Genomic DNA, 20,937 nt, shown 5'->3' with positions numbered 1-20,937 from the left:
ATTCACGTGAGCCGGATGCCTCCGATCAGCCCGCCTTCGGCGGAGTGATGCGGATGACGGCAGACGTGTTGTTCTTGCCGGTCTTCTTCACCTCGACGGAGGTGCCGTAGCCGACGCCGGCGTCAGCAGGGTTGCCCGTGCCGAGGACGGTGATGCCGATGTCGGTGCCGAACAGGTCGCGGACCGGCCTGCCGTCCTTGTCGACGATGCGCGTCGTGTACGGCGCGTTGCCGACCGACGGCACGACGACCGACCCGTCGACGTAGCGGTAGTACAGGTCGCTGCCCGTCGTCGGGAGCAGGTCGGGACGGTACTCGAAGCCCGGTACCCAGCCCTGGTCGTCGGTGAACTTGGCCACCGGCTTCTGACCCTTGAACTGCGTGCAGTACTCCTTGTCGTACACCGTGCCGACCGTGAAGCACTCCTTGAAGTCCGCCGTCTTCTCGAGGCCGAAGGCCGCGTTCGACGACTGGGCGCGCGACGGGAGGTTCTTCAGCGCCGACGTGTCGGCAGCCGCCGCCTTGCCCGTACGGCGCAGCGGGTCGAAGTGGCTGTCGACGATGAGCAGACCGCCCTTGGCGCCCGCGCTCGGCAGGGCCGTCAGGTTGTTGCGCACCATGTTGGCGTTGCCGTACGTCGTGTCGCGGTACCAGACCAGCGCGCCGGGAGCGTTGTAGGCGATCTTGTCGACCTTCCACGCGCCCGCTTCGTCTTGGTAGACCGTGTCGTAGCCGTACTTCAGGCCCTCGTCGAACCCGTCGTAGTTGCGCCACTCGACCAGGTAGTACTGCGCGAGGATCGCGTAGCCGGGGTCGACGCGCCAGCCGGGGCCGGTCGTGCCCGCCCACGACGAGACGTCGTTGGTCCAGCCGCCGGTCTCGCCTTCGGCGTACTCGACGTCATCGCTCCACACCGTCTGGTCGGCGCCGTCGACGAGTGCGAAGTCGTCGGCGAACCATCCGCGTTCCTGGAAGGCCGCGTCGGACGCGAACCGCAGGCGCACCTGGACGTCCTCGGCGTCGCCGAACGACGAGAGGTCGATGTACTGGTGGGCCCAGCCCTCGGTCGAACCCGTCAGGCCGTGCTCCCGGCCGAACGAGCCGCGAAGGTTGCCGTTCGGGTCGGAGTAGGTCTCGGGAGTCGTCGCGAGCGAGCCGTCCTCGTTGTACACCGGCTGGTCGGTCCACGTCGCGCCGCCGTCGGTCGAGACCTCGACGAAGCCGAAGTCCCAGTCGAGCTCGATGACGTAGTCGTTCCACATCCAGAACTTGGCGTTCGCGGGCACGTCGCCGAGGTCGCGGGCGAGGCGGATGTCTCCCCAGTCCTGCTCGGTGCCGTTGTACCACATGCCCGTCCCGGAGTGCGGGGTCGCGAGGACGATGTCCTTGTCGGGCAGGTTGATCTTGACGCCGTCCTCCTGGCCCTTGAGCGGCCGGGAGTTCTGGCTGACCGTGACATCCTGACGCCGGTCGCCGGGGTTCACGACGAGCGGGTCGGCCCAGCCGAGCACCCACTTGTCCCAGAGGCCCATGTGCGTCGGCATCGACTGGAAGATCGGACCCGAGTGCGAACCCGAGTTCATGAGGTCCCAGAAGTCGACGTCGGCGTTGCCCGCGTTCGACGTGTCGTACAGGTCGGGCAGGCCGAGGTCGTGGCCGTACTCGTGCGCGAACACGCCGACGCCCGAGTCCTCGGGCTGCACGATGTAGTTCGACACGAACAGGTCGGTGCCGGGGATCGGCGCGCCGCCGGGGACGGCCGAGGAGTGCGCCCAGATGGCGTACGTGCCCTGGTCGCCGCCGCCGCCCGACTTGTCGGCGCCCGCGTGGACGAGCACGACGTGGTCGATGACGCCGTCGGGCTCGTAGAGGTCGCCGTCGCCGTCGCGGTCGCCCTGGTCCTCGATGTCGTAGTCGGCCCACGGGAAGTCGGGCTGCGCCGCCGCGAGGGCCGCGACCGCGTCGATCGGGAGCTGGCCCGGGCCGCGCGGGTTGTCGGGGTGGCCCTGCATGTCCTGCATGGGGCCGGCCTCGAAGACGCCGTCCTCGTTCTCGTGGCAGACGGTCGCGCCGTAGTACGCCTCGGAGTGCGGCACCGTGATCCACGGGGTCGCTTCGCCGTGCACCGTGTAGGCGCCGCGCGACATCTCCTCGTACATGTTCTTCATCGTGTAGCCCGAGATGTCGATGCCGCGCTTGCCGTCGGGACCCTTGAGGTCTTTGCGCACGCGCTCGGTGACGCCCTTGTCGCTGAAGAGCAGCTTGTTGTAGTAGTCCGACGAGAAGTCGGGCACCCACATCGAGTTGTTGTCGTCGCGTGCAAGGTCGGCGGGGTTCGGCAGGCCGTTGTGGAGTGGGCCGCTCTGCACGCCGCCGGGCATGCACGTCGTGGCACCGAACTCGGTGGGCACCTGGAGGCCCGTGAAGTCGTCCTGCGCGTTCTCGTCGAACTCGACGAGGATCGTCAGGAGCTTCGCCTCCTGGGTCTCGTCGGCCTCTTTGTAGTCGGGCTTCCAGTGGTTGCCGTGGTGGGGCTTGCCCCAGCCCTTGCCCCAGCCGTTGTGGCCTCGGTGCCAGTCGCGCTTGAGCTGCTTCGGGCTCTTGCCGGTCTTGATCGACTGCGACTCGAGGTGGGCGAGCTCTTTCGCCGCGACCGGATTGCCCTGGGCGAACTTGCGCTCGACGCCTTCGGCGATCTCGAGCGCGGTCACCTGCTGGGCTCCGCGGTTCGCGGCGGCGGCCTCGTCGCCCGCGGCCACGTCGTCGACGAACGCCTGTTCGACGCGCGGTTCGACGTAGTTCATGTAGTACTCGTCGTCGCCGATGACGGGTGCAGCCACCGGGTCGGGGGCCGCGCTCGCCGGTGCGACGTTGACGGTCACGAGACCCGCCGCAATGAGCGCGACGACCGGGACGGTCGCCGCTGCTCGCTTTCGTGCACGTACGTGTGGTGCAGACATGCATCTCCCCTCAGAAGCCGGAGACGGGGTCGTCTCCCGCGAGTCGTCCGCCGGTAGACGGACGTTCCCGAATCCTGCATCGTGCCCCCCATACGGGGGAAGGGGTTTCTGTGAAATACCTGAGGATTCAGCGCTTTCGTGCGTGAAACGCAAGAAAACTGCGCTGGATGCCTCTGATGCGCACGATTCATCGAATGGCGGCGGGGTTCAGTGAGGCAGCCGGGGCTTTCGGGCCCCCTCTGGCGCGCAGCGCGCACCGCGCCTACGCTGAGATCGGCGGATGTCCCGAAGCAGGGCCGACGCCGCGCACGGCGCCGTGGGGGCGGCGCCGATCGAGTCGAAGGGGGCCGGTCGATGTCGGAGTTCGCCGAAGTGCCGAAGCTCGCCGGAGTCGCGAAGGCGTCGCGCCGCGGGGCATCCGGTCGCACCCGGTTCGCACGCAGGATCGCGACATCCGCGCTCGTGCTCGCGGCCGGGTTCGCGCTCGCCGCTTGCGCGACCGACGAGGGCGGCGCGACCGGGTCGACCTCGACGCCCGAGGTGCTGCCGCCCGTCATGGTGCAGCTCGACGAGATCGACGGCACGACGGTCGAAGTGCCTATCACGAACGTCATCGTGCTGCAGGGCGACGACACGACCTTCACCGCCTGGGAGGCCGACATCGCCGACCCGTCGGTCGCCGAGTTCACGCCCGGGCGCGACGACGGCTCGGCGCAGTTCGACCCCGGCATCACGCCGCTCAAGATCGGCGAGACCGAGGTCGCGCTGAACAACACCGAGTCGGGCGACTCGCTGACCTTCACGGTGAAGGTCGTCGAGACGAGATAGCGCCCCGCGGGGCCTCGCGTCGGCTCAGCCGAGCAGCAGCGCTCGCAGCTGATCGGCCGAGTGCACGACCGCGAACGCGTCGCCCGCCTCGGCGGGGGAGCCGTAGCCCCACTCGACGAGGATCGTCGGCACGCCGTTGGCGAGCGCGCCGAGCGTGTCGTAGCCGCGGTCGCCGACCATGACGGCCTGTGCGGTGTCGATGCCCTGCGCCTGCAGCCGGTGGAGCGCCTCGGCGACGACCTCGGCCTTCGTGCTGCGGTCGTCGTTCTCCTCGGCGCCCGCGATGACCGTGAAGTACTTCGCGAGGCCCGCGTGCTCGAGCACGGCACGCGCCATCGACTCGGGCTTCGAGGTCGCGAGGGCGACGGGAACGCCCGCGGCGTGCAGCCGCTCGAGCACGCCCGCGACGCCCGGGAAGACGGGAGAGGTCAGCAGGCGCTCGCCGTAGTGGTCGCGGTAGACGTTGAGTGCCTCCCACGCCTCGGCGTCGGTGAAGCCCGCCGTCATGCGGAGCGAGTCGAGCAGGGGCGGGCCGACGTACGAACGCAGCGTCGCGTCGTCGGGCACGTCGAGGCCCATCTCGGAGAACATGTGCGCGAGCGAAGCCGTGATCTCGCTCTGCGAGTCGACGATGGTGCCGTCGAGGTCGAAGAGCACCGCAGACCAGGTGCGATCGGGCGCCACGGAAGGTCGGGTTTGCAGGGTCGTGGTCACCGGGACATCCTAGGACGGGTTTCCCTGAGCGTCGCTCAGGCTACGGAAGGACGACCATGGCGAACGACCTGACCGGCAAGACGGCGCTCGTGACGGGAGCCGCGCGCGGCATCGGCCGCGAGGTCGCCCTCGAACTCGCGCGTCAGGGGGCGGATGTCGCGGTCGGGCTTCGGGATGTCTCGCACGACGGCGGGCTCGTCGACGAGATCCGTGCGCTCGGCCGCCGGGCCGTCGCCGTCGCGACCGACGTCACCGTTCTCGACGCCAGTCGCGCCGGCATCGACGCCGCCATCGAAGAGCTCGGCGGCCTCGACATCCTCGTCAACAACGCGGGCGGCGGCATCATGGGCGCCGCGATCGACCTGACCGAGGCCGAGTTCGACGCCGTGTGGGCGCTCAACACGCGCTCGACGTTCTTCCTCTCGCAACACGCCGCGCGGCACTTCCGCGCGCACGGCGGTGGTGCGATCGTCAACGTCGCCTCGCAAGCCGGACTCGTCGCCCTACCGGGCGAATCGGCGTACTGCACAGCCAAGGCCGCCGTCATCCATCTCACGCGCTGCCAGGCGGTCGAGTGGGGCGAGTACGGCATCCGCGTCAATGCCGTCGCGCCGACCTTCATCGAGACCGACGGCACCGCCGCTGCCCTCGGCGACGCCGAGTTCCACGCCGACACCGTCGAACGCATCGCGGCCCTGCACCGCATCGGCCGGGTCGACGAGGTCGCGCCCGCCGTCGCGTTCCTCGCGTCGCCCGCGGCGTCGCTCATCACGGGGCAGACGCTCGCGATCGACGGGGGATGGACGGCGCGCTGAGCGCGGTCTGTCGGTTCCGGATGTCTCGGGCGCGCGCCGATCAGAAGAGCGTCGGCCGCCCGCTGTCGACGCCCTTCATCGCGTCGTAATCGAGCACGACGCAGCGGATGCCGCGGTCTTCGGCGAGCGTGCGGGCCTGCGGCTTGATCTCCTGGGCCGCGAACACGCCCGTGACGGGCGCGAGCAGCGGGTCGCGGTTCATGAGCTCGAGGTAGCGGGTGAGCTGCTCGACGCCGTCGATGTCGCCGCGCCGCTTGAGCTCGACCGCGACCGACGACCCCGAGGCATCCGTCGCCAGGATGTCGACCGGGCCGATCGCCGTCATGTACTCGCGGCGCACGAGCCGGTAGCCGTCGCCGAGGAGTTCGATCTGCTCGGCGAGGAGCGCCTGGAGGTGCGACTCGACGCCGTCCTTCTGGAGGCCGGGATCGACGCCGAGGTCGTGCGCCGAGTCGTGCAGCACCTCGTGGATCGACACGACGAGCCGGTCTTCGGTCTTCTTGTGCGTGACCGTCCACACCTCGACGACGCCTGCCGCGGCCTGCTCGGCGTCGGGGTCGGCCGTCGCGAGCGTGCACGGCGGGCTCATCCAGTTGAGCGGCTTGTAGCTCAGCGAGTCGGAGTGCACGAGCACGCTGCCGTCGGCCTTCACGACGAGCAGCCGCGTCGCGAGCGGCAGGTGCGCCGAGAGCCGGCCGGCGTAGTCGACGGAGCAGCGGGCGATGACGAGTCTCACCAGTCGAGGTTAACCGAGAGGGAGCCCTCGGATCATCGCCGCGACCATGCGGGTCACGTGGGACTCGACGTCGATCACGGCGTGCGCGAGGCGCGGGTCGCTGCGGTAGAGCGCCGCGACCTCGGCGGTCGGGTTCGCCATCTGCCAGACGCCCGCGGTGAGGGTCACGGCGGCCGACAGCACGGTGTCGGCGTCGGCGTGGTCGAGGCCTGTCGCCCGCCCGATCGCCTGCGTGATCCGCTCGACCTCGGCGAGCACGGGCAGCTTGAAGTCGCGGAAGCCCTCGACCGAGACGTTCCGCTCGAGGTTGAGCGGCGCCTCGGCGAGCAGGTCGCAGAAGAGCGGTCGGGCGACGAGGGTCGCCACGAGCGTCGTCGCGACGACTTCGGGCGATGGATGCTCCGAGCCATCCAATTGCGCGACGACGACCGCCGACCACTCCTGCCACCCCGCGACGGTGAGCCGCAGGAAGATCTGCTCGCGGGTCTCGAAGTACCGCAGGAGCGCCGACTTGTGCATGCCGATCTCGTCGGCGATGCCCGTGAGCGTGGTCAGGCGTGTGCCCTCGCGGGCGGCGAGGCGTTCGGCCGCGTCGAGGATGGCCTGCTCCCGCTGCTGCTTGGCCTCGCGGGAGCGCGCCCGTTGGAATTCGCCGCTCATGCAGACATCCTACTAATGAAACGAGGTTGCACTATTACCGAAACAGTGTTTCACTAAATCCATGTTCTCCGCAACGACAGCAACGACCCCCACGACCCCCGCCGCCGACGAGGTCGCCGACCGCCTCGCGATCCGCGCGCTCGTCGATGCCTACGCCCACTTCGCCGACACCCGGCAGCCCGAGCAGCAGGCCGACCTCTACGCCGACGGCGCCCGCACCTTCGTCTTCACACCGGCGTCCGACGAGCCCGTGCAAGTGCTCACGACGCGGGCCGAGCACGTCGAGGGCTTCGGCGTGCTCGAGCAGTACGCGATCACGACGCACTTCAACGGGCAGTCGATCGTCACGTTCGACGGCGCGGCCGGCGCGGATGCCTCGGGCGAGAGCTACTGCCTCGCGCACCACGTGCTCGAAGGCGACACCGACGGCGGCCGGCAGCTCATCGTCATGGCGATCCGCTACCGCGACGCCTTCACCCGCGTCGACGGCGCCTGGCGCTTCGCCGAGCGCCGGCTCCACATCGACTGGACCGAGACGCGGGCGCTCGAGGTGTGAATGAGTGCGGGCGCCGGCAAGAACCCCTGTCGCCGAGCCCGATCGAGGACTACCTTGACCCCGTGGGCATCTACGTGACTGTGCCGGTGGCCGATGTCGAACGCTCGACGCGGTTCTTCACGGCGATCGGCTGGAACGTCGACGAGCGTTTCACAAGCGAACACGGCACCGGCTTCGTCATCGACGACGGCCAGTACCTCATGATCGCCGAGCGCGAGTTCTTCAAGGGGATGATCCGGAGCGACAAGACGCTCGGCGATCCGGCGAAGGTCGCGCTCACCTCGCTCGCGTTCGACCTGCCGAGCCGCGAGGCCGTCGACGAGCTCGTCGCCCGCGCGGAGGCCGCCGGGGCGAAGCTCGACCCGGCCGACGACTACGGCTTCATGTACCAGCGCGGCTTCGACGACCCCGACGGCAACCACTTCGAGCCGTTCTGGGCCGACCCCGACGCGGCGTCGGCCGACTGAGGCATCCGCGCCGCAGCGCCCGCGCTCACGCGGATGCGATGGCGCCCATCGCCCGGTCGAGCAGGTCGCCGAGGCGCGCCTCCTCGCCGACTTCGACCCAGGCTGCGACGGCGGCGTCGACGCAGCCGAGCGCGGCCGCGAGGAGCGCGCTCACGCGCGGGTCGGATGCATCGGCCGCGTCGATCCCGAGGCGTCGGGCGAGTTCGGGGCGGAGGAGTTCGTACTCGTGGGCGTTCTTCTCGCGGTGCCACGCGGCCAGGGTGGGCGTGCCCGTGATGAGCTTCGCGAAGCGCAGCGCCTGCGCGGGGTCGCCGAGGTAGCGATCGATGAGCGGGTCGGACGCGCGGCGGAGCGCGACCCACGGCGCTTCGTCTTCGGGCCGCGCCTGCAGTGCGGCGAGGAGTTCGGTGCCGGCGTCGGCCATGTCGCCGAAAAGCGCGGCCTCTTTCGTCGGGAAGTAGCGGAAGAACGTGCTGCGCGAAATGCCCGCGACGGCGCAGATGTCGTCGACCGTCGTCGCGTCGAATCCTTGCTCGAAGACGAGTGCGACGGCGAGCTGCGAGACCTGCGCACGTACGGCGCGGCGCGTGAGTTCGCGAGCGCCGCCCGCGGCGACCGGTGCGACGGCTGCTGGTTCGACCATACCCAGATGATACTCTGGTCTGTAAGTGACACTGAGTGTCAGTTACGAACCAGAGTTCCGGATGTCATGAGGAGACGCCATGGGATCGCAGAAGGTCATCGTCATCACCGGCGCGAGCGACGGCATCGGCGCGGCCGCCGCACGCGAGCTCGCGAAGCGCGGGCACCACGTCGTGGTCGTCGGGCGCTCGCCCGAGAAGACCGCGGCCGTCGCCCGCGAGATCGGCACCGACCACTTCCTCGCCGACTTCACGCGGCTCGACGATGTGCGCAGGCTCGCACGCGACCTCGACGCCGCCTACCCGCGCATCGACGTCCTCGCCAACAACGCCGGCCGACCTTTCGGCGATCCTGCCAAGACCGTCGACGGCTTCGAGCAGACCTTCCAGGTCAACCACCTCGCGGGCTTCCTGCTCACGACCCTGCTGATGGACAAGCTCGTCGCGTCCGAGGCATCCGTCATTCAGACCACGACCCTGCACGGAGGCAACGTCAAGACGCTCGACCTCGACGACCTCGACTTCGACCGCGCCGGGCTCGAGCCCATCAAGGCGTACAACGCCGTCAAGCTCGAGAACGTGCTCTTCACGAAGGAGCTCGACCGTCGCTACCGTGCCCAGGGCCTGTCGTCGGCGGCCTTCTACCCGGGCATCATCGCGGGCACGGCGTTCGGGTCCGAGACGACGAGCCCGCTGTTCAAGTTCCTCACCGGCAGCAAGCTCGCAATGCGACTCTTCCGCGCGGGCACGCCCGCCGACGGCGCCGACCAGCTCGTCTGGCTCGCCGAGGGGCGGCCCGGCGTCGACTGGGAGTCGGGCGAGTTCTACGTGAAGCGTCGGGCGGGCACGCGCCTCAACCCGCTCGCGACCGACGCCGCCCTCGCGGCGGGGCTCTGGGAGAAGTCGGAAGAGCTGCTGGCGACCGCCGCGACGCGGTGAGCGTCGGCTGTCACGGGCCTTGCCGCGCGGTGAGCGGGGCGGGATGATTCGGCCATGACCACGGTCGATTCCCCGCGCGCCCGCGTGAACGGACCAGTCCTCACGGCGGTCGGCGCCGCTCTCGCGGCGGCCGTCGGCGTGCCGCTCGGCCTCTACGGGTCGATCTTCGGGCCGTTCTACCCGCTCGCGGCTGGCATCGTCGTCGCGCTCGCGGGCCTCGTCGCCGCCGTGCGACGCACCTCCTGGGGCGTCGCGGTCCTCGTCTTCGGCGCCGCGATCGTCGTCGGCGCGGCCGCCTACATCGCGATCGGCCTGCTCACGCCCGACGGCCCGAGCAGCGGCTCGGGGAGCGGCTGCGCGCCCGGCGGCACGTGCGAACAGTTGCCGGGGCCGACTGATGGGCCGCCTCATCGTCTCGGGGTCGATCACCCTCGACGGGTACTTCGCCGACCGCGACGGCTCGATCGACTGGGGGATGCCCGACGAGGCGCTGCACCAGTTCATCAGCGACCGGCTCGACGGCATCGGCACCTACCTCTTCGGCCGTCGGCTCTACGAGGTCATGAGCGTGTGGGACGACCTGGATGTCTCGGACTCGCCCGCGATGGCCGAGTTCCAGCGGTACTGGCTCGACGCCGACAAGGTCGTGTACTCGTCGACGCTCGCGCCCGAGGAGGTGAGCACAGTGCGGACGCGCCTCGAGCGGACGTTCGACGCCGACGCCGTGCGGGCGTTCGTGGAGGCATCCGATCGCGACGTCGAGGTCGGCGGGCCCACGCTCGCTGCGGCGGCCTTCCGCGCCGGGATCGTCGACGACGTCGAGGTCTACGTGTGGCCCGTCATCGTGGGCGGCGGTCTGCCGCTCTTCCCCGACGACGTGCGGCTCGACCTCGAACTCGTCGACGAGCGCCGCTTCGACAACGGCGTCGTCTTCCTCGCGTACCGCGTGCGGCGCTGAGCCTCAGTCGCGGGGAGCGCGCTCCCGCACCGACGGCGCGGCGAGCCCGGCCAGCACGAGCAGCCCCAGCAGCACGAGCAGCGCGTTCAGAATCCCGAAGTGCTGCCCGAGGAAGCCCAGCAGCGGCGGGCCGACGAGGAACGCCGTGTAGCCGATCATGGCAACCGCCGACACGCGCGCGGCCGACTCGGCGCGGTCGGGCACGTCGGCGGCGGCCGACATGCCGACGGGGAACCCGAGCGAGCAGCCGACGCCCCAGAGGATCGTGCCGACGACGAGCATCCACGGCTCGGTGCCGAAGATGAACAGGCCGAGGCCGAGAGCGCCGATGACGGCGAGCGTGCGGATGACGGGCACCCGGCCGAACCGGTCGAGCACGGGTCCGCCGATGACGCGTGCGGCGGTCATGGCGATGGTGAAGACCGTGAAGATCGCCGCGGCGGTCGTCGCGTCCATGTGGTGGCCGTCGACGACGGCGAGGGCGATCCAGTCGTTCGCGCTGCCCTCGGCGAAGGCCATGCCGAGCATGACGAGGCCGATGAGCAGGAGCCGCAGGTCGGCCCACACGGCGAGGTTCTTGCGCACGCGCGTCCAGAAGGTCGTGCGGGGTGCGGCGTCGGCCGAGGCATCCGTCACGCCGTAGGCGTCGCGCACCGGCACGAAGCGCACGGCGACGAGCACGGCGACGACGATGACGACGGCGACGACCGCGAGGTGCGGCGCGACGTCGATTGCGAGGGCGGACGCCCCGGCCGCGAGGCCCGCGCCGGCGACGGTGCCGAAGCTGAAGAAGGCGTGCATGAGGGGCATGACCGTGCGGCCGAGCTCGCGTTCGACCTCGGCCGCGTCGACGTTCATGATGACGTCGACGGCGCCGTTGCCGAACCCGAAGAGCGCGAGGCCGAGGACGACGAGCGGGATCGACGGCACGACCGACGAGCCGATGCCGATCGAGACGAGTCCGACGGCGACGACGATGAGGGTCGCGGCCATGCCCGTGCGCGGGCCGAAGCGGCCGATGACGAGCGGCGCCACGACAAGGCCGACCACCGACGCGATCGAGCCCGCGAGGATCACGAGGCCGACGCCCTGCGTCGTGAGCTCGTTGAAGTCGCGCACGGCGGGGATGCGGGCGACCCAGCTCGCCATGCTGAGCCCGAGAGGAAGAACACGGCGAAGACGGCGTTGCGCCACGCGCGCAGCGCGCGGGGGCTGCGCGCAGGCCCGGGTGTCGCGGTCGCGTCGTCGGTCACGACGTCAACGCTATCGACGGATGCCTCGTGGGCCATGGTCGCTCCTCGGTGACGGGGTTCGGGGTGGAGGAGCCGATGCGGCCGGTCGCGGCATCCTCGTCGGTGTCGAATCGATTCGACTCGAATCGATTCGATGACGATAGCAGGTCGCGGACGACTCTGCCACCCTGCGGCCCGGTCGGGGGTGCACCGGTCGGCCAGGCCGAGAAGGTATCCTCATTACCGAATGCTATTCGGGATTCGGCGAAGGGCCCCCGTTCGCCGCTACGATGGCCGAGTCGTCCGGCACATCCACCGGAAACACCTGCATGAGCCGCCGCACCCAGTGGCTCGTGCCCCAAACACCTGAGGTACCAGTGAAGGCACTCTTCAAGGCCGCGCCTGGCGCGGGGTTCGAGTTCACCGACCGCCCAGAGCCCGTGACGCGCCCCGCCGATGTCAAGATCCGGGTGCTTCGCACCGGCATCTGCGGCACCGACCTCCACATCGAGGCGTGGGACGACTGGGCCGCCGCCGAGATCGCGACCCCCCTCATCCCCGGGCACGAGTTCTACGGCGAAGTCGTCGAGGTCGGCCCGCTCGTGCACGACGTCGCCGTCGGCGACCACGTGTCTGGCGAAGGCCACGTCGTGTGCGGCATGTGCCGCAACTGCCGTGCCGGCCGCCGCCAGATGTGCATCCGCACCCAGGGCGTCGGCCTCCACCGCGACGGCGCCTTCGCCGAGTACATCGTCATCCCCGGCGCGAACGTGTGGGTGCACCACTCACCCGTCGACCCCGAGGTCGGCGCCGTCTTCGACCCGTTCGGCAACGCCGTCCACACGGCCCTCGCGTACTCGGTCGTCGGCGAAGACGTGCTCGTCACGGGCTGCGGCCCCATCGGCCTCATGTCGATCGCGGTCGCCCGCCATGTGGGCGCGCGCTTCGTCGTCGCGACGGATGTCTCGCCCGCACGCCTCGAGCTGGCCCGCGCCATGGGCGCCGACGACGTCGTGGATGTCTCGGCCGAACGCATCGTCGAATCGCAGCGTCGGCTCGGCATGCGCGAGGGCTTCGACGTCGGCTTCGAGATGAGCGGATCGGCGAAGGCCCTCCCCGAGATGATCGAGAACATGAACCACGGCGGTCGCATCGCGATGCTCGGGCTGCCGAGCGAGCCGTACGCGATCGACTGGGGCAAGGTCGTCACCCACATGCTGACCCTCAAGGGCGTCTACGGCCGCGAGATGTTCGAGACCTGGAACTCGATGAGCGCGATGCTCCAGACGAGCGAGGAGCTGCGGGGGCGCGTGGCATCCGTCATCTCCGAGCGCTACCCTGCCCGTGACTGGAGCCAGGCGTTCGACACCGCCCGCGCGGCGGGCGTCGGCAAGGTCATCCTCGACTGGACGGAGGTCTGAGCGTGTACGGATCGGTCAAGGAGCAGCTTCGCGGCGAACTCGACGAGATCGAGGCTGCCGGGCTCACGAAGCGCGAGCGGGGCATCAAGGGCCCGCAGTCGGCTCTCGTCGACGTCGGCGGGCAAGAAGTGCTGAACTTCTGCGCCAACAACTACCTCGGGCTCGCGAACGACCCGCGCATCGTCGCCGCCGCGCACCGGGGCCTCGACGAGTGGGGCTACGGCCTGGCGAGCGTGCGGTTCATCTGCGGCACGCAGGAGCAGCACCTCGAACTCGAGCGCCGGGTCTCCGAGTTCTTGGGGTACGACGACACGATCCTCTTCTCGTCGTGCTTCGACGCGAACGGCGGCGTCTTCGAGACCCTCTTCGGGCCCGATGACGCGATCATCTCCGACGAGCTCAACCACGCCTCGATCATCGACGGCATCCGGCTCTCGAAGGCGCGGCGGTACCGGTACAAGAACCGCGACCTGGCCGACCTCGAGGCGCAGCTCATCGCGGCGTCCGACGCGCGCCGCCGCGTCATCGTGACCGACGGCGTCTTCTCGATGGACGGCTACATCGCCCCCCTCGCCGAGATCTGCGACCTCGCCGACGGCTACGACGCGCTCGTCTTCGTGGATGACTCGCACGCCGTCGGCTTCGTCGGGGCGAACGGGCGCGGCACGCCCGAGCTGTGCGGCGTCGAGGGCCGCGTCGATATCACGACGGGCACGTTCGGCAAGGCGCTCGGCGGGGCATCCGGAGGCTATGTCGCCGCCCGTCAAGAGATCGTCGACCTCCTGCGTCAACACGCCCGGCCGTACCTCTTCTCGAATACGCTCGCGCCCGCGATCGTCGCCGGGACGCTCGAGGCGCTGTCGCTCCTCGCGTCGTCGGGAGACCTGCGTGAGCGGCTGAACGCGAACGCGGCGCTCTTCAGAGAGCTCATGGATGCCGCAGGGTTCGACCTGCTCCCCGGGGAGCACGCGATCGTGCCCGTCATGTTCGGCGACGCCGTCGTCACCGCGCGAGTCGCCGAAGAGCTGCAGAAGCGCGGCGTCTACGTGACGGCGTTCTCGTTCCCCGTCGTGCCGCGGGGCGCCGCGCGCATCCGCGTGCAGCTGTCGGCGGCGCACACCGAAGAGGAGATCCGCCGCTGCGTCGACGCGTTCACCGAGGCCCGCGCGGCGGTCTGAGGCATCCGGCCCCCTGTCATTGCCGCTCTCAGCGCGAGCGCCCCTGCTCGCCGACGCGCGCCGCGAGCGACGGCGGCGCGAGCCGCGACAGGCCGACGAGGGTCTTGTACCGCAGCGACGGGACCGACACCGCCTTGCCGCGCGCTGCATCACGAAGGCCCTGCGAGACGACCGTGCGCGCATCGAGCCACATGAACGGCTTGATGCCCTCCTGGCCCTTCGGCAGTCCCATGCGCGCGTGGAAGTCGGTGTGCGTGAAGCCCGGGCAGACGGCCGTCGTCGTCACGCCTTCGCCGCGGTAGCGGCCGTTCGCCCACCGGCTGAACGAGATGAGCCATCCTTTGCACGCGCCGTACGTGGAGCGGGGGATGAACCCCGCGACCGACGCGACGTTGACGATCTTGCCGCTCCCGCGCGCGAGCATGCCCTGGAGCGCCGCGTGCGAGAGCCGCATGGGCACCTCGACGTGGAGGGCCAGATGGCGCGCCTCGTCCTCGATGTCGTTGGCCGCGAAGTCGAGCGGAAGGCCGAAGCCCGCGTTGTTGACGAGGAGGTCGATCGGGTGCTCGGCATCGGCGACGCGTGCGGTGACGCGGGCGAGGTCTGCAGGATCGACGAGGTCGGCCGCCAGGACCTCGACCGTGCGTCCGGTCTTCGCCCGCACCTCGTCGGCGACGCGCTCGAGCGACTCCGCGTCGCGCGCGACGAGCACGAGGTCGGCGCCCTTCGCAGCGAGCTGGCGGGCGAACTCGACGCCGAGTCCTGAGCTCGCGCCGGTGATGAGTGCGGTTCTGGCCATGCCGGACAGCCTAGATGCGCCCGCCTCCCACTGCGTCCGGCCCCACGGGTTTGTCGGACATGTGCGGCTTTGTCGGACGTGGGAGCGCGCCCACGTCCGACAAACAGGCTGATGTCCGACAAACCCCGAGTTGGGGAGGAAACGCCGAGTTGGGGAGGAACCCCGAGTTGGGGAAACCCCGAGTTGGGGAGGGTTATCGAATCGATTCGAGAACGATGGCCTATGATCGGCGTGTCGGCGATCGCCGACGGCCGCCGCCCCGAGGAGCGACCAGCATGTCCACCGAGTCCGCGCCGAGGCATCCCACCCTCGCCGACGTCGCCGCGAAAGCCGGCGTCTCGGCGTCGACCGCGTCGCTCGCGTTCAGCGGCTCCGGCCCGGTGTCGGATGCCACGAAAGAGCGTGTGCTCGCGGCCGCGACCGAGCTCGGCTACGCCGGACCCGACCCCCGCGCCCGGTCGCTCCGGCAGGGCCGCTCGGGCATCGTCGGCGTCGTCATCGAGGAGCGCGTGCGCGCGGCCTTCCTCGACCCCGTGAAGATCCGGATGCTCGACGGCATCGCCGAGGGCATCGCGCCCCTCCGCGCGGGCCTCCTGCTCCTCACCGACACGGGCGAGGCCGACGCCCCCGTCTCGGTCGAGAGCGCGCCCGTCGACGCCGTCGTGCTCATCGGCTGCAGCCCGCGGCTCGCCGACTCCGTCGCCGCGCTCCGCCGCCGGGGCATCCCGACCGTCGCGATCGAGGGCGCACCGGGCGACGGCATCCCCGAGATCACGATCGATAACACCGCCGCCACCCGTCGCGGCGCCGAGTACCTGCGCGAGCTCGGCCACACGAAGGTCGGCATCGTGACGCTGCCGCTCGACGCGGCGCGCACCCGCGGTCGGGTGACCGCCGAGCTCGAGGCACAGGCGACGAGCACCACGCCGATCGAGCGGCTCGCGGGCGCGCGGGCGGTGTTCCCCGACGCGCGCGCCGTAGCGGGCCGAGCGAGCTCGGTCGAAGAGGGCCGCGCGGCCGCACACGTGCTGCTCGACGTCGACTCCGCCGACCGCCCTACGGCGATCATCGCGCAGAGCGACCTGCTCGCCGCGGGCGTCATCCGCGCCGCTGAAGAGCTCGGCATCGCCGTGCCGGCAGACCTCAGCGTGCTCGGGTTCGACGGCATCACGGTCGACGGCCTGCAGCACGATCTCACGACGCTCGACCAGCCGTCGGTCGACAAGGGCCGTGCCGCGGGCGACGCCGTCGTGCGCATGCTCGCGGGCGAGGAGCCCGAGTCGGTCGCGTTCACGAGCACGCTGCACATCGGCGACACGACGGCGCGCGTGCGCGCGTAGGTGGTCACGGGCCCTCGCCCGAGTGCGGTACCCTCGTACTCGCGCCGATTCGCACGGCGCATGCGGATGTGGCGCAGTGGTAGCGCATCACCTTGCCAAGGTGAGGGTCGCGAGTTCGAATCTCGTCATCCGCTCAGTTGAAGCCGGGTGCATCACGGCGCCCCCGTCACCATCCACTTCGCCCCGCGCGCGCGGAGCGCGAGGGTCACGCAGCGGGCGGCGAGATAGCCGATGACGAACGCGGCCGTCATGAGGGCGAGGGCGACGGATGCCTCGTGCCCCGCCCCGTTCGCCCACTGCACGACGCCGAGCGCGAGCGGGATGTAGACCGCGAGGTTCACGAGGCCGGTCCACGCGAGGTAGCGGGCGTCGCCCGCCCCGATGAGCACGCCGTCGAGCACGAACACGACGCCGCCGAGCGGGGCGGAGAGCCCGAGCACGACGAGCGAGGGCGGCAGCATCGCCCGCACGGTTTCAGACGACGTGAAGAGCGCGGGGAGCACCCACGCGAGCGCGATGACGACGACGCCCGCGACCGCACCCGCGATGAGCCCCCACTGCAGGCACCGCTTGAGCACGGCGCGCACGTGCGAGACATCCTCCGCTCCGAGCCCGCGACCGACGAGCGCCTGCGCCGCGATCGCGAGCGCGTCGAGTGCGAAGCCGAGCGTGAAGTAGAGCGAGATGACGATCTGGTAGGCCGCGAGCTCGTCGGGCCCGAGCGCCGTCGCCGACCACGTCGCGACGAGGAGCGCGACCCGCAGGCTCGCCGTGCGGAGGAACAGCCACCCGCCCGATGCAGCCCCGCGCAGCACGCCGGCGTGGTGCGGCCACGGGCTCGCGCCTGCGCGCGCGGCGTGCCGCCAGACGACTGCGAGGTACACGGCGACCATGCCCCACTGTGCGATGACGGTGCCCGTCGCCGACCCCGCGAGGCCCCAGCCCGCGACGTAGATGAACACGCAATTGAGCACGATGTTGACGCCGAACCCGATGCCGGCGACCCACAGCGGCGTGCGCGTGTCTTGCAGGCCGCGGAGGAGCCCGGTGGCCGCGAACACGAGCAGCATCGCGGGCAGCCCCGCCATCGAGATCGACAGATAGGTGGATGCCTCGGCCGAGACATCCTCGGTCGCTCCGAACGCCCCGACGAGCCAGGGGCTCGCGAACCACCCCGCGACCGCGAGCACGATGCCGATGCCGAGTGCGAGCCAGAGTCCGTCGATGCCCGCCGCGACCGCGCCCCGCTCGTCGCCCGCGCCGAGCCGACGCGCGACGGCCGGGGTCGTCGCGTAGGCGAGGAACACCATGAGCCCGATGATCGTCTGCAGGATCGCCGCCGCGAGCCCGAGCCCCGCGAGCGGCACCGCGCCCAGGTGCCCCACCATCGCCGTGTCGGCGAGCAGGAAGAGCGGCTCGGCGATGAGCGCGCCGAGCGCGGGCACGGCGAGCCGCAGGATGTCGCGATCGACCGCGCGCCGGTCGGCGGCGGAGTCGGAGGGCGTGGCTCTGATGTCGATGACTCCGAGCCTAGGCGGGGCCGGTGACTCCCGTCGGGACGAGCCCATGCGCCGTCGCGAGCTCGTGGAGCAGGAATGCGCGGCCGACGAAGTGAGGCCGACCGGTCGTGAAGCGCCCGTCGGGGACGGCCTGAGCTTCGGGAGGGATCGGCCGCCCGTCGGGGTCGATCGGCTCGGCGATCGGCGCCGAGCCGATCAGATGGTGCAGCACCGCCGCACCTTGGGCCGTGATGCCGCTGAAGGGCGTGCCGGTGACGAGGACGCGAGCCGTCGCGCCGGTCGTCGACTGCAGACGGTACTCGAGGTAGCGGCCGCGGACGTACCCGTGCTCCTCCGTCGTGCCCGTGGTCGCGCGATGCAGTTGAGCCCCGCGAGTGCGGGCGGTCGAGAGGCTGCGGGTCACGCGCGTGATCGAGGCGATCGGCACCGTCTTGGAGCGGATGCGCACCGTGCCGGTCGCGAAGTCGGCGTCCACCCTGGGGTAGACCGCGGCGAGCAGGACGGCGATCGCCACGATCAGCGTCGGGATCGCGATGAGCCCCGCGATGAGCCAGCGGATGTCGGTGAGCAGCACCGCAGGGATGAGCAGGAGGCCGCCGAGCCCAACGCCGAACAGCGCGGTCATGCCGGGGGACTGGGCGAAGCCGCCGAGCTGGATCGTCTGCATCAAGGCTTGTCGACGATCTCTTTGCCGAGCGGGGCGAGCGAGACCGGGATGAGCTTGAAGTTCGCGATGCCGAGCGGGATGCCGATGATCGTGAGGCAGAGCACGAGCCCCGTGAGCAGATGCTCGAGCGCGAGCCACCAGCCCGCGAGGAGCACCCACACGACGTTGCCGAGGAACGACCACGCGCCCGACGTCGGCTTCGACACGACCTGGCGGCCGAACGGCCAGATCGCGTAGCCGGCGATGCGGAACGCAGCGATGCCCCACGGGATGGTCACGATGAGGATGCACATGACGACACCCGCGATCGCGTACCCGATCCACAGCCAGAGGCCGGCGAGCACGAGCCAGATGATGTTGAGCAGCGTCTTCATATCGGGTTCCATCCAACCGCACCCGATGGGTGCGCGCCATGCGTAGTCTGGGGGATGACCGACGCCACCCTCCCCTCGGGCATCCGCCTCGACGAGCTCGACCCCACTGTGCGCGCCCAGGACGACCTCTTCCGGCACGTCAACGGCAAGTGGATCGCTCGCACCGAGATCCCGGCCGACAAGGCGCGCTACGGCTCGTTCATCGAGTTGCACGAAGAGGCCGAGAAGGCCGTGCGCGAGATCATCGTCGAGTCGCAGCAGGCCGAGGAGGGCACCGAGGCGCGCAAGGTCGGCGACCTCTACGCGAGCTTCATGGACGAGCAGCGGGCCGACGCGCTCGGCGTGACCCCCATCGAGCCGCAGCTCGCCGAGGCATCCGCCGTCGACTCCGTCGCGAGGCTGCTCGAGACGACCGGGCGCCTCGAGCGACTCGGCATCGCGGGCTTCGCGCAGCTGTTCGTCGACAACGACCCGGGCGACCCCGAGCGCTACCTCGTGTTCGTCGAGCAGGGCGGCATCGGCCTGCCCGACGAGAGCTACTTCCGCGAAGAGCGCTTCGAGTCGGTGCGCGAGGCCTACCGCGCGCACCTCGAGCGCATGTTCGGCCTCGCGAAGCTCGACGAAGCGGCGGCGCGCGCCGAACGCGTGTTCGGTCTCGAGAAGGAGATCGCGGCGACGCACTGGACGAACGTCGAGTCGCGTGACAGCGAGAAGACCTACAACCTGAAGAGCTGGGCGGATGTCTCGGCCGGGCTCTCGAGGTCGCGCGAGACGCCGCTCGACCTCGACGGCTGGCGCGACGCCATGGGCGTGCCCGAGGGCGCGTTCGCCGAGCTCGTCGTGCGGCAGCCGTCGTTCCTCGCGGGCCTCGGCGCGCTCCTCACCGAAGACCGCCTGCCGGCCTGGCGCGACTGGCTTGCGTGGCAGATCATCCGCTCGTCGGCCGCGTACCTCTCGACCGATCTCGTCGAGGCGAACTTCGACTTCTACGGTCGCACCCTCACGGGCACCCCGCAGATGCGCGAGCGGTGGAAGCGGGGCGTCTCGCTCGTCGAGGGCGCGATGGGCGAGGCCGTCGGCCGGATCTACGTCGAGCGGCACTTCCCGCCCGCCGCGAAGGAGGAGATGGACGACCTCGTCGCGAACCTCGTCGAGGCGTACCGGCAGTCGATCTCGCAGCTCGACTGGATGGGCGAAGAGACGCGGGCGAAGGCGCTCGACAAGCTCGCGAAGTTCACGCCGAAGATCGGCTACCCGGTCAAGTGGCGCGACTACTCGAAGCTCGAGATCACGCCGGGCGACCTCATCGCCAACGTGCGCGCCACCGCCGAGTTCGAGTTCAACCGCGAGCTCGGCAAGATCGGCAAGCCCATCGACCGCGACGAGTGGTTCATGACGCCGCAGACGATCAACGCGTACTACAACCCGGGCTTCAACGAGATCGTGTTCCCGGCCGCCATCCTCCAGTTCCCGTTCTTCGACGCCGACCGCGACGCCGCCGCGAACTACGGCGCGATCGGCGCCGTCATCGGGCACGAGATCGGCCACGGCTTCGACGACCAGGGATCGAAGTACGACGGCGACGGCCGCCTCACCGACTGGTGGACCGAGGCCGACCGGGCGGCGTTCGAGGACCGCACGAAGGCGCTCATCGCGCAGTACGACGCGCTCGTGCCGCTGCAACTCGCGGACGAGACATCCGAACCGCCCCACGTCAACGGCGCCCTCACGATCGGCGAGAACATCGGCGACCTCGGCGGCCTCGCGATCGCGTGGAAGGCGTACGTCATCTCGCAGGGCGGCGACGTGTCGAACGCGCCCGTCATCGACGGCCTCACGGCCGTCGAGCGGTTCTTCCTCTCGTGGGCGCAGGCCTGGCAGTTGAAGCTCCGCGACGAGGAGGCGATCCGTCTGCTCGCGATCGACCCGCACTCTCCCAGCGAGTTCCGATGCAACCAGATCGTTCGCAACATCGACGAGTTCTATGCTGGGTTCGGGGTCGCCGAAGGTGACGCGCTCTGGCTCGATCCGGCCGAGCGCGTGACCATCTGGTAAACCCCGACCGAGCCGATTCGAACGAATTCGCGCGCGCCGCAGCGATGCGGCGGGGAGCGCCGACCGAGACCGAGAACA

20 protein-coding genes and 1 tRNA gene are annotated in these 20,937 nt (G+C 70.4%); 11 read left to right on the top strand and 10 right to left on the bottom strand.

Annotated elements, in window-relative coordinates:
- Positions 1-25 precede the first annotated feature (25 nt).
- Positions 26-2,959 (bottom strand): immune inhibitor A domain-containing protein, encoded by a 2,934-nt coding sequence (locus ET445_RS03220; RefSeq protein ID WP_129188779.1) that lies wholly within the window; start codon positions 2,957-2,959, stop codon positions 26-28.
- Between the two features lie 354 nt (positions 2,960-3,313).
- Here ET445_RS03220 and ET445_RS03215 point away from each other — a divergent pair, with 354 nt between their 5' ends.
- A complete protein-coding gene (locus ET445_RS03215; RefSeq protein WP_129188777.1) occupies positions 3,314-3,787 on the top strand; it encodes a hypothetical protein in 474 nt (157 codons plus the stop codon).
- A 24-nt stretch (positions 3,788-3,811) separates the two neighbouring features.
- On the opposite strand, the gene ET445_RS03210 is transcribed toward ET445_RS03215, so the two are convergent.
- On the bottom strand, positions 3,812-4,501 hold the full coding sequence (locus ET445_RS03210; RefSeq protein ID WP_243695306.1) for an HAD hydrolase-like protein: 690 nt from the start codon (positions 4,499-4,501) through the stop codon (positions 3,812-3,814).
- A gap of 56 nt (positions 4,502-4,557) precedes the next feature.
- Between ET445_RS03210 and ET445_RS03205 the strand changes: the two genes are divergently transcribed.
- Positions 4,558-5,316 (top strand): SDR family NAD(P)-dependent oxidoreductase, encoded by a 759-nt coding sequence (locus ET445_RS03205; protein ID WP_129188775.1) that lies wholly within the window; start codon positions 4,558-4,560, stop codon positions 5,314-5,316.
- A 40-nt stretch (positions 5,317-5,356) separates the two neighbouring features.
- Here the strand turns inward: ET445_RS03205 and nucS are convergent, their stop codons facing one another.
- Positions 5,357-6,052 carry an endonuclease NucS gene (gene nucS, locus ET445_RS03200; protein WP_129188772.1) on the bottom strand — a complete coding sequence of 232 codons (696 nt, stop codon included), beginning with the start codon at positions 6,050-6,052 and terminating at the stop codon, positions 5,357-5,359.
- Positions 6,053-6,061: 9 nt separating this feature from the next.
- Positions 6,062-6,712, bottom strand: coding sequence for a TetR/AcrR family transcriptional regulator (locus tag ET445_RS03195; RefSeq protein ID WP_129188770.1), 651 nt, complete (start codon positions 6,710-6,712; stop codon positions 6,062-6,064).
- A gap of 61 nt (positions 6,713-6,773) precedes the next feature.
- On the opposite strand from ET445_RS03195, the gene ET445_RS03190 reads away from it, so the two are divergent.
- Positions 6,774-7,268, top strand: a complete 495-nt coding sequence (locus tag ET445_RS03190) for a nuclear transport factor 2 family protein (RefSeq protein ID WP_129188768.1) — start codon at positions 6,774-6,776, stop codon at positions 7,266-7,268.
- A gap of 62 nt (positions 7,269-7,330) precedes the next feature.
- Positions 7,331-7,735 carry a VOC family protein gene (locus tag ET445_RS03185; RefSeq protein WP_165314279.1) on the top strand — a complete coding sequence of 135 codons (405 nt, stop codon included), beginning with the start codon at positions 7,331-7,333 and terminating at the stop codon, positions 7,733-7,735.
- Positions 7,736-7,760: 25 nt separating this feature from the next.
- On the opposite strand, the gene ET445_RS03180 is transcribed toward ET445_RS03185, so the two are convergent.
- Positions 7,761-8,378, bottom strand: coding sequence for a TetR family transcriptional regulator (locus ET445_RS03180; RefSeq protein WP_129188764.1), 618 nt, complete (start codon positions 8,376-8,378; stop codon positions 7,761-7,763).
- Between the two features lie 79 nt (positions 8,379-8,457).
- On the opposite strand from ET445_RS03180, the gene ET445_RS03175 reads away from it, so the two are divergent.
- Together ET445_RS03175 and ET445_RS03170 are read left to right on the top strand one after the other, a co-directional pair.
- Positions 8,458-9,315: an SDR family NAD(P)-dependent oxidoreductase gene (locus tag ET445_RS03175; RefSeq protein WP_129188762.1), complete on the top strand. Its 858-nt coding sequence runs from the start codon at positions 8,458-8,460 to the stop codon at positions 9,313-9,315.
- Positions 9,316-9,712: 397 nt separating this feature from the next.
- Positions 9,713-10,273, top strand: a complete 561-nt coding sequence (locus ET445_RS03170) for a dihydrofolate reductase family protein (protein ID WP_129188760.1) — start codon at positions 9,713-9,715, stop codon at positions 10,271-10,273.
- A gap of 3 nt (positions 10,274-10,276) precedes the next feature.
- Here the strand turns inward: ET445_RS03170 and ET445_RS03165 are convergent, their stop codons facing one another.
- The gene (locus ET445_RS03165) at positions 10,277-11,422 is read right to left on the bottom strand and encodes an MFS transporter (RefSeq protein WP_243695305.1); all 1,146 of its coding nucleotides are present in this window, start codon (positions 11,420-11,422) and stop codon (positions 10,277-10,279) included.
- Positions 11,423-11,882: 460 nt separating this feature from the next.
- On the opposite strand from ET445_RS03165, the gene tdh reads away from it, so the two are divergent.
- Together tdh and ET445_RS03155 are read left to right on the top strand one after the other, a co-directional pair.
- Complete coding sequence (gene tdh / locus ET445_RS03160; protein WP_129192380.1) at positions 11,883-12,926, top strand: L-threonine 3-dehydrogenase; 1,044 nt, start codon at positions 11,883-11,885, stop codon at positions 12,924-12,926.
- Positions 12,927-12,928: 2 nt separating this feature from the next.
- Positions 12,929-14,104, top strand: a complete 1,176-nt coding sequence (locus ET445_RS03155; RefSeq protein ID WP_129188758.1) for a glycine C-acetyltransferase — start codon at positions 12,929-12,931, stop codon at positions 14,102-14,104.
- A gap of 28 nt (positions 14,105-14,132) precedes the next feature.
- On the opposite strand, the gene ET445_RS03150 is transcribed toward ET445_RS03155, so the two are convergent.
- The gene (locus ET445_RS03150) at positions 14,133-14,903 is read right to left on the bottom strand and encodes an SDR family NAD(P)-dependent oxidoreductase (protein WP_129188756.1); all 771 of its coding nucleotides are present in this window, start codon (positions 14,901-14,903) and stop codon (positions 14,133-14,135) included.
- A 275-nt stretch (positions 14,904-15,178) separates the two neighbouring features.
- Between ET445_RS03150 and ET445_RS03145 the strand changes: the two genes are divergently transcribed.
- Both ET445_RS03145 and ET445_RS03140 read left to right on the top strand, forming a co-directional pair.
- Positions 15,179-16,243 carry a LacI family DNA-binding transcriptional regulator gene (locus ET445_RS03145; RefSeq protein ID WP_129188754.1) on the top strand — a complete coding sequence of 355 codons (1,065 nt, stop codon included), beginning with the start codon at positions 15,179-15,181 and terminating at the stop codon, positions 16,241-16,243.
- Positions 16,244-16,305: 62 nt separating this feature from the next.
- Positions 16,306-16,377: transfer RNA gene (locus tag ET445_RS03140), tRNA-Gly, on the top strand.
- Between the two features lie 18 nt (positions 16,378-16,395).
- Here ET445_RS03140 and ET445_RS03135 read toward each other — a convergent pair.
- From ET445_RS03135 to ET445_RS03125, 3 genes are read right to left on the bottom strand one after another with little or no spacing between them, the layout of a single operon-like run.
- Positions 16,396-17,811: an MATE family efflux transporter gene (locus ET445_RS03135; RefSeq protein ID WP_129188752.1), complete on the bottom strand. Its 1,416-nt coding sequence runs from the start codon at positions 17,809-17,811 to the stop codon at positions 16,396-16,398.
- A complete protein-coding gene (locus ET445_RS03130; protein WP_129188750.1) occupies positions 17,774-18,430 on the bottom strand; it encodes a hypothetical protein in 657 nt (218 codons plus the stop codon). Before ET445_RS03130 ends, ET445_RS03135 begins: the two co-directional genes overlap by 38 nt.
- Positions 18,430-18,804: a YccF domain-containing protein gene (locus ET445_RS03125; protein WP_129188748.1), complete on the bottom strand. Its 375-nt coding sequence runs from the start codon at positions 18,802-18,804 to the stop codon at positions 18,430-18,432. The genes ET445_RS03130 and ET445_RS03125 overlap by 1 nt, the downstream gene beginning before the upstream one ends.
- Before the next feature lie 54 nt (positions 18,805-18,858).
- Between ET445_RS03125 and ET445_RS03120 the strand changes: the two genes are divergently transcribed.
- Positions 18,859-20,859, top strand: coding sequence for a M13 family metallopeptidase (locus ET445_RS03120; RefSeq protein WP_129188746.1), 2,001 nt, complete (start codon positions 18,859-18,861; stop codon positions 20,857-20,859).
- The last annotated feature ends 78 nt before the right edge of the window (positions 20,860-20,937 follow it).

The sequence above is a fragment of the Agromyces protaetiae genome, from assembly GCF_004135405.1.
Classification (GTDB): Bacteria; Actinomycetota; Actinomycetes; order Actinomycetales; family Microbacteriaceae; genus Agromyces; species Agromyces protaetiae.
This window is presented reverse-complemented; position numbering and strand designations above follow the sequence as displayed.

Excerpts from the sequence above, each read along its gene's own strand:
- ET445_RS03220 (WP_129188779.1), bottom strand. The coding sequence starts at position 2,959 with ATGTCTGCACCACACGTACGTGCACGAAAGCGAGCAGCGGCGACCGTC.
- ET445_RS03215 (WP_129188777.1), top strand. The coding sequence starts at position 3,314 with ATGTCGGAGTTCGCCGAAGTGCCGAAGCTCGCCGGAGTCGCGAAGGCG.
- ET445_RS03205 (WP_129188775.1), top strand. The coding sequence starts at position 4,558 with ATGGCGAACGACCTGACCGGCAAGACGGCGCTCGTGACGGGAGCCGCG.
- ET445_RS03195 (WP_129188770.1), bottom strand. The coding sequence starts at position 6,712 with ATGAGCGGCGAATTCCAACGGGCGCGCTCCCGCGAGGCCAAGCAGCAG.
- ET445_RS03190 (WP_129188768.1), top strand. The coding sequence starts at position 6,774 with ATGTTCTCCGCAACGACAGCAACGACCCCCACGACCCCCGCCGCCGAC.
- ET445_RS03180 (WP_129188764.1), bottom strand. The coding sequence starts at position 8,378 with ATGGTCGAACCAGCAGCCGTCGCACCGGTCGCCGCGGGCGGCGCTCGC.
- ET445_RS03175 (WP_129188762.1), top strand. The coding sequence starts at position 8,458 with ATGGGATCGCAGAAGGTCATCGTCATCACCGGCGCGAGCGACGGCATC.
- ET445_RS03170 (WP_129188760.1), top strand. The coding sequence starts at position 9,713 with ATGGGCCGCCTCATCGTCTCGGGGTCGATCACCCTCGACGGGTACTTC.
- ET445_RS03165 (WP_243695305.1), bottom strand. The coding sequence starts at position 11,422 with ATGGCGAGCTGGGTCGCCCGCATCCCCGCCGTGCGCGACTTCAACGAG.
- ET445_RS03150 (WP_129188756.1), bottom strand. The coding sequence starts at position 14,903 with ATGGCCAGAACCGCACTCATCACCGGCGCGAGCTCAGGACTCGGCGTC.
- ET445_RS03145 (WP_129188754.1), top strand. The coding sequence starts at position 15,179 with ATGTCCACCGAGTCCGCGCCGAGGCATCCCACCCTCGCCGACGTCGCC.
- ET445_RS03135 (WP_129188752.1), bottom strand. The coding sequence starts at position 17,811 with ATGGGCTCGTCCCGACGGGAGTCACCGGCCCCGCCTAGGCTCGGAGTC.
- ET445_RS03130 (WP_129188750.1), bottom strand. The coding sequence starts at position 18,430 with ATGCAGACGATCCAGCTCGGCGGCTTCGCCCAGTCCCCCGGCATGACC.
- ET445_RS03125 (WP_129188748.1), bottom strand. The coding sequence starts at position 18,804 with ATGAAGACGCTGCTCAACATCATCTGGCTCGTGCTCGCCGGCCTCTGG.
- ET445_RS03120 (WP_129188746.1), top strand. The coding sequence starts at position 18,859 with ATGACCGACGCCACCCTCCCCTCGGGCATCCGCCTCGACGAGCTCGAC.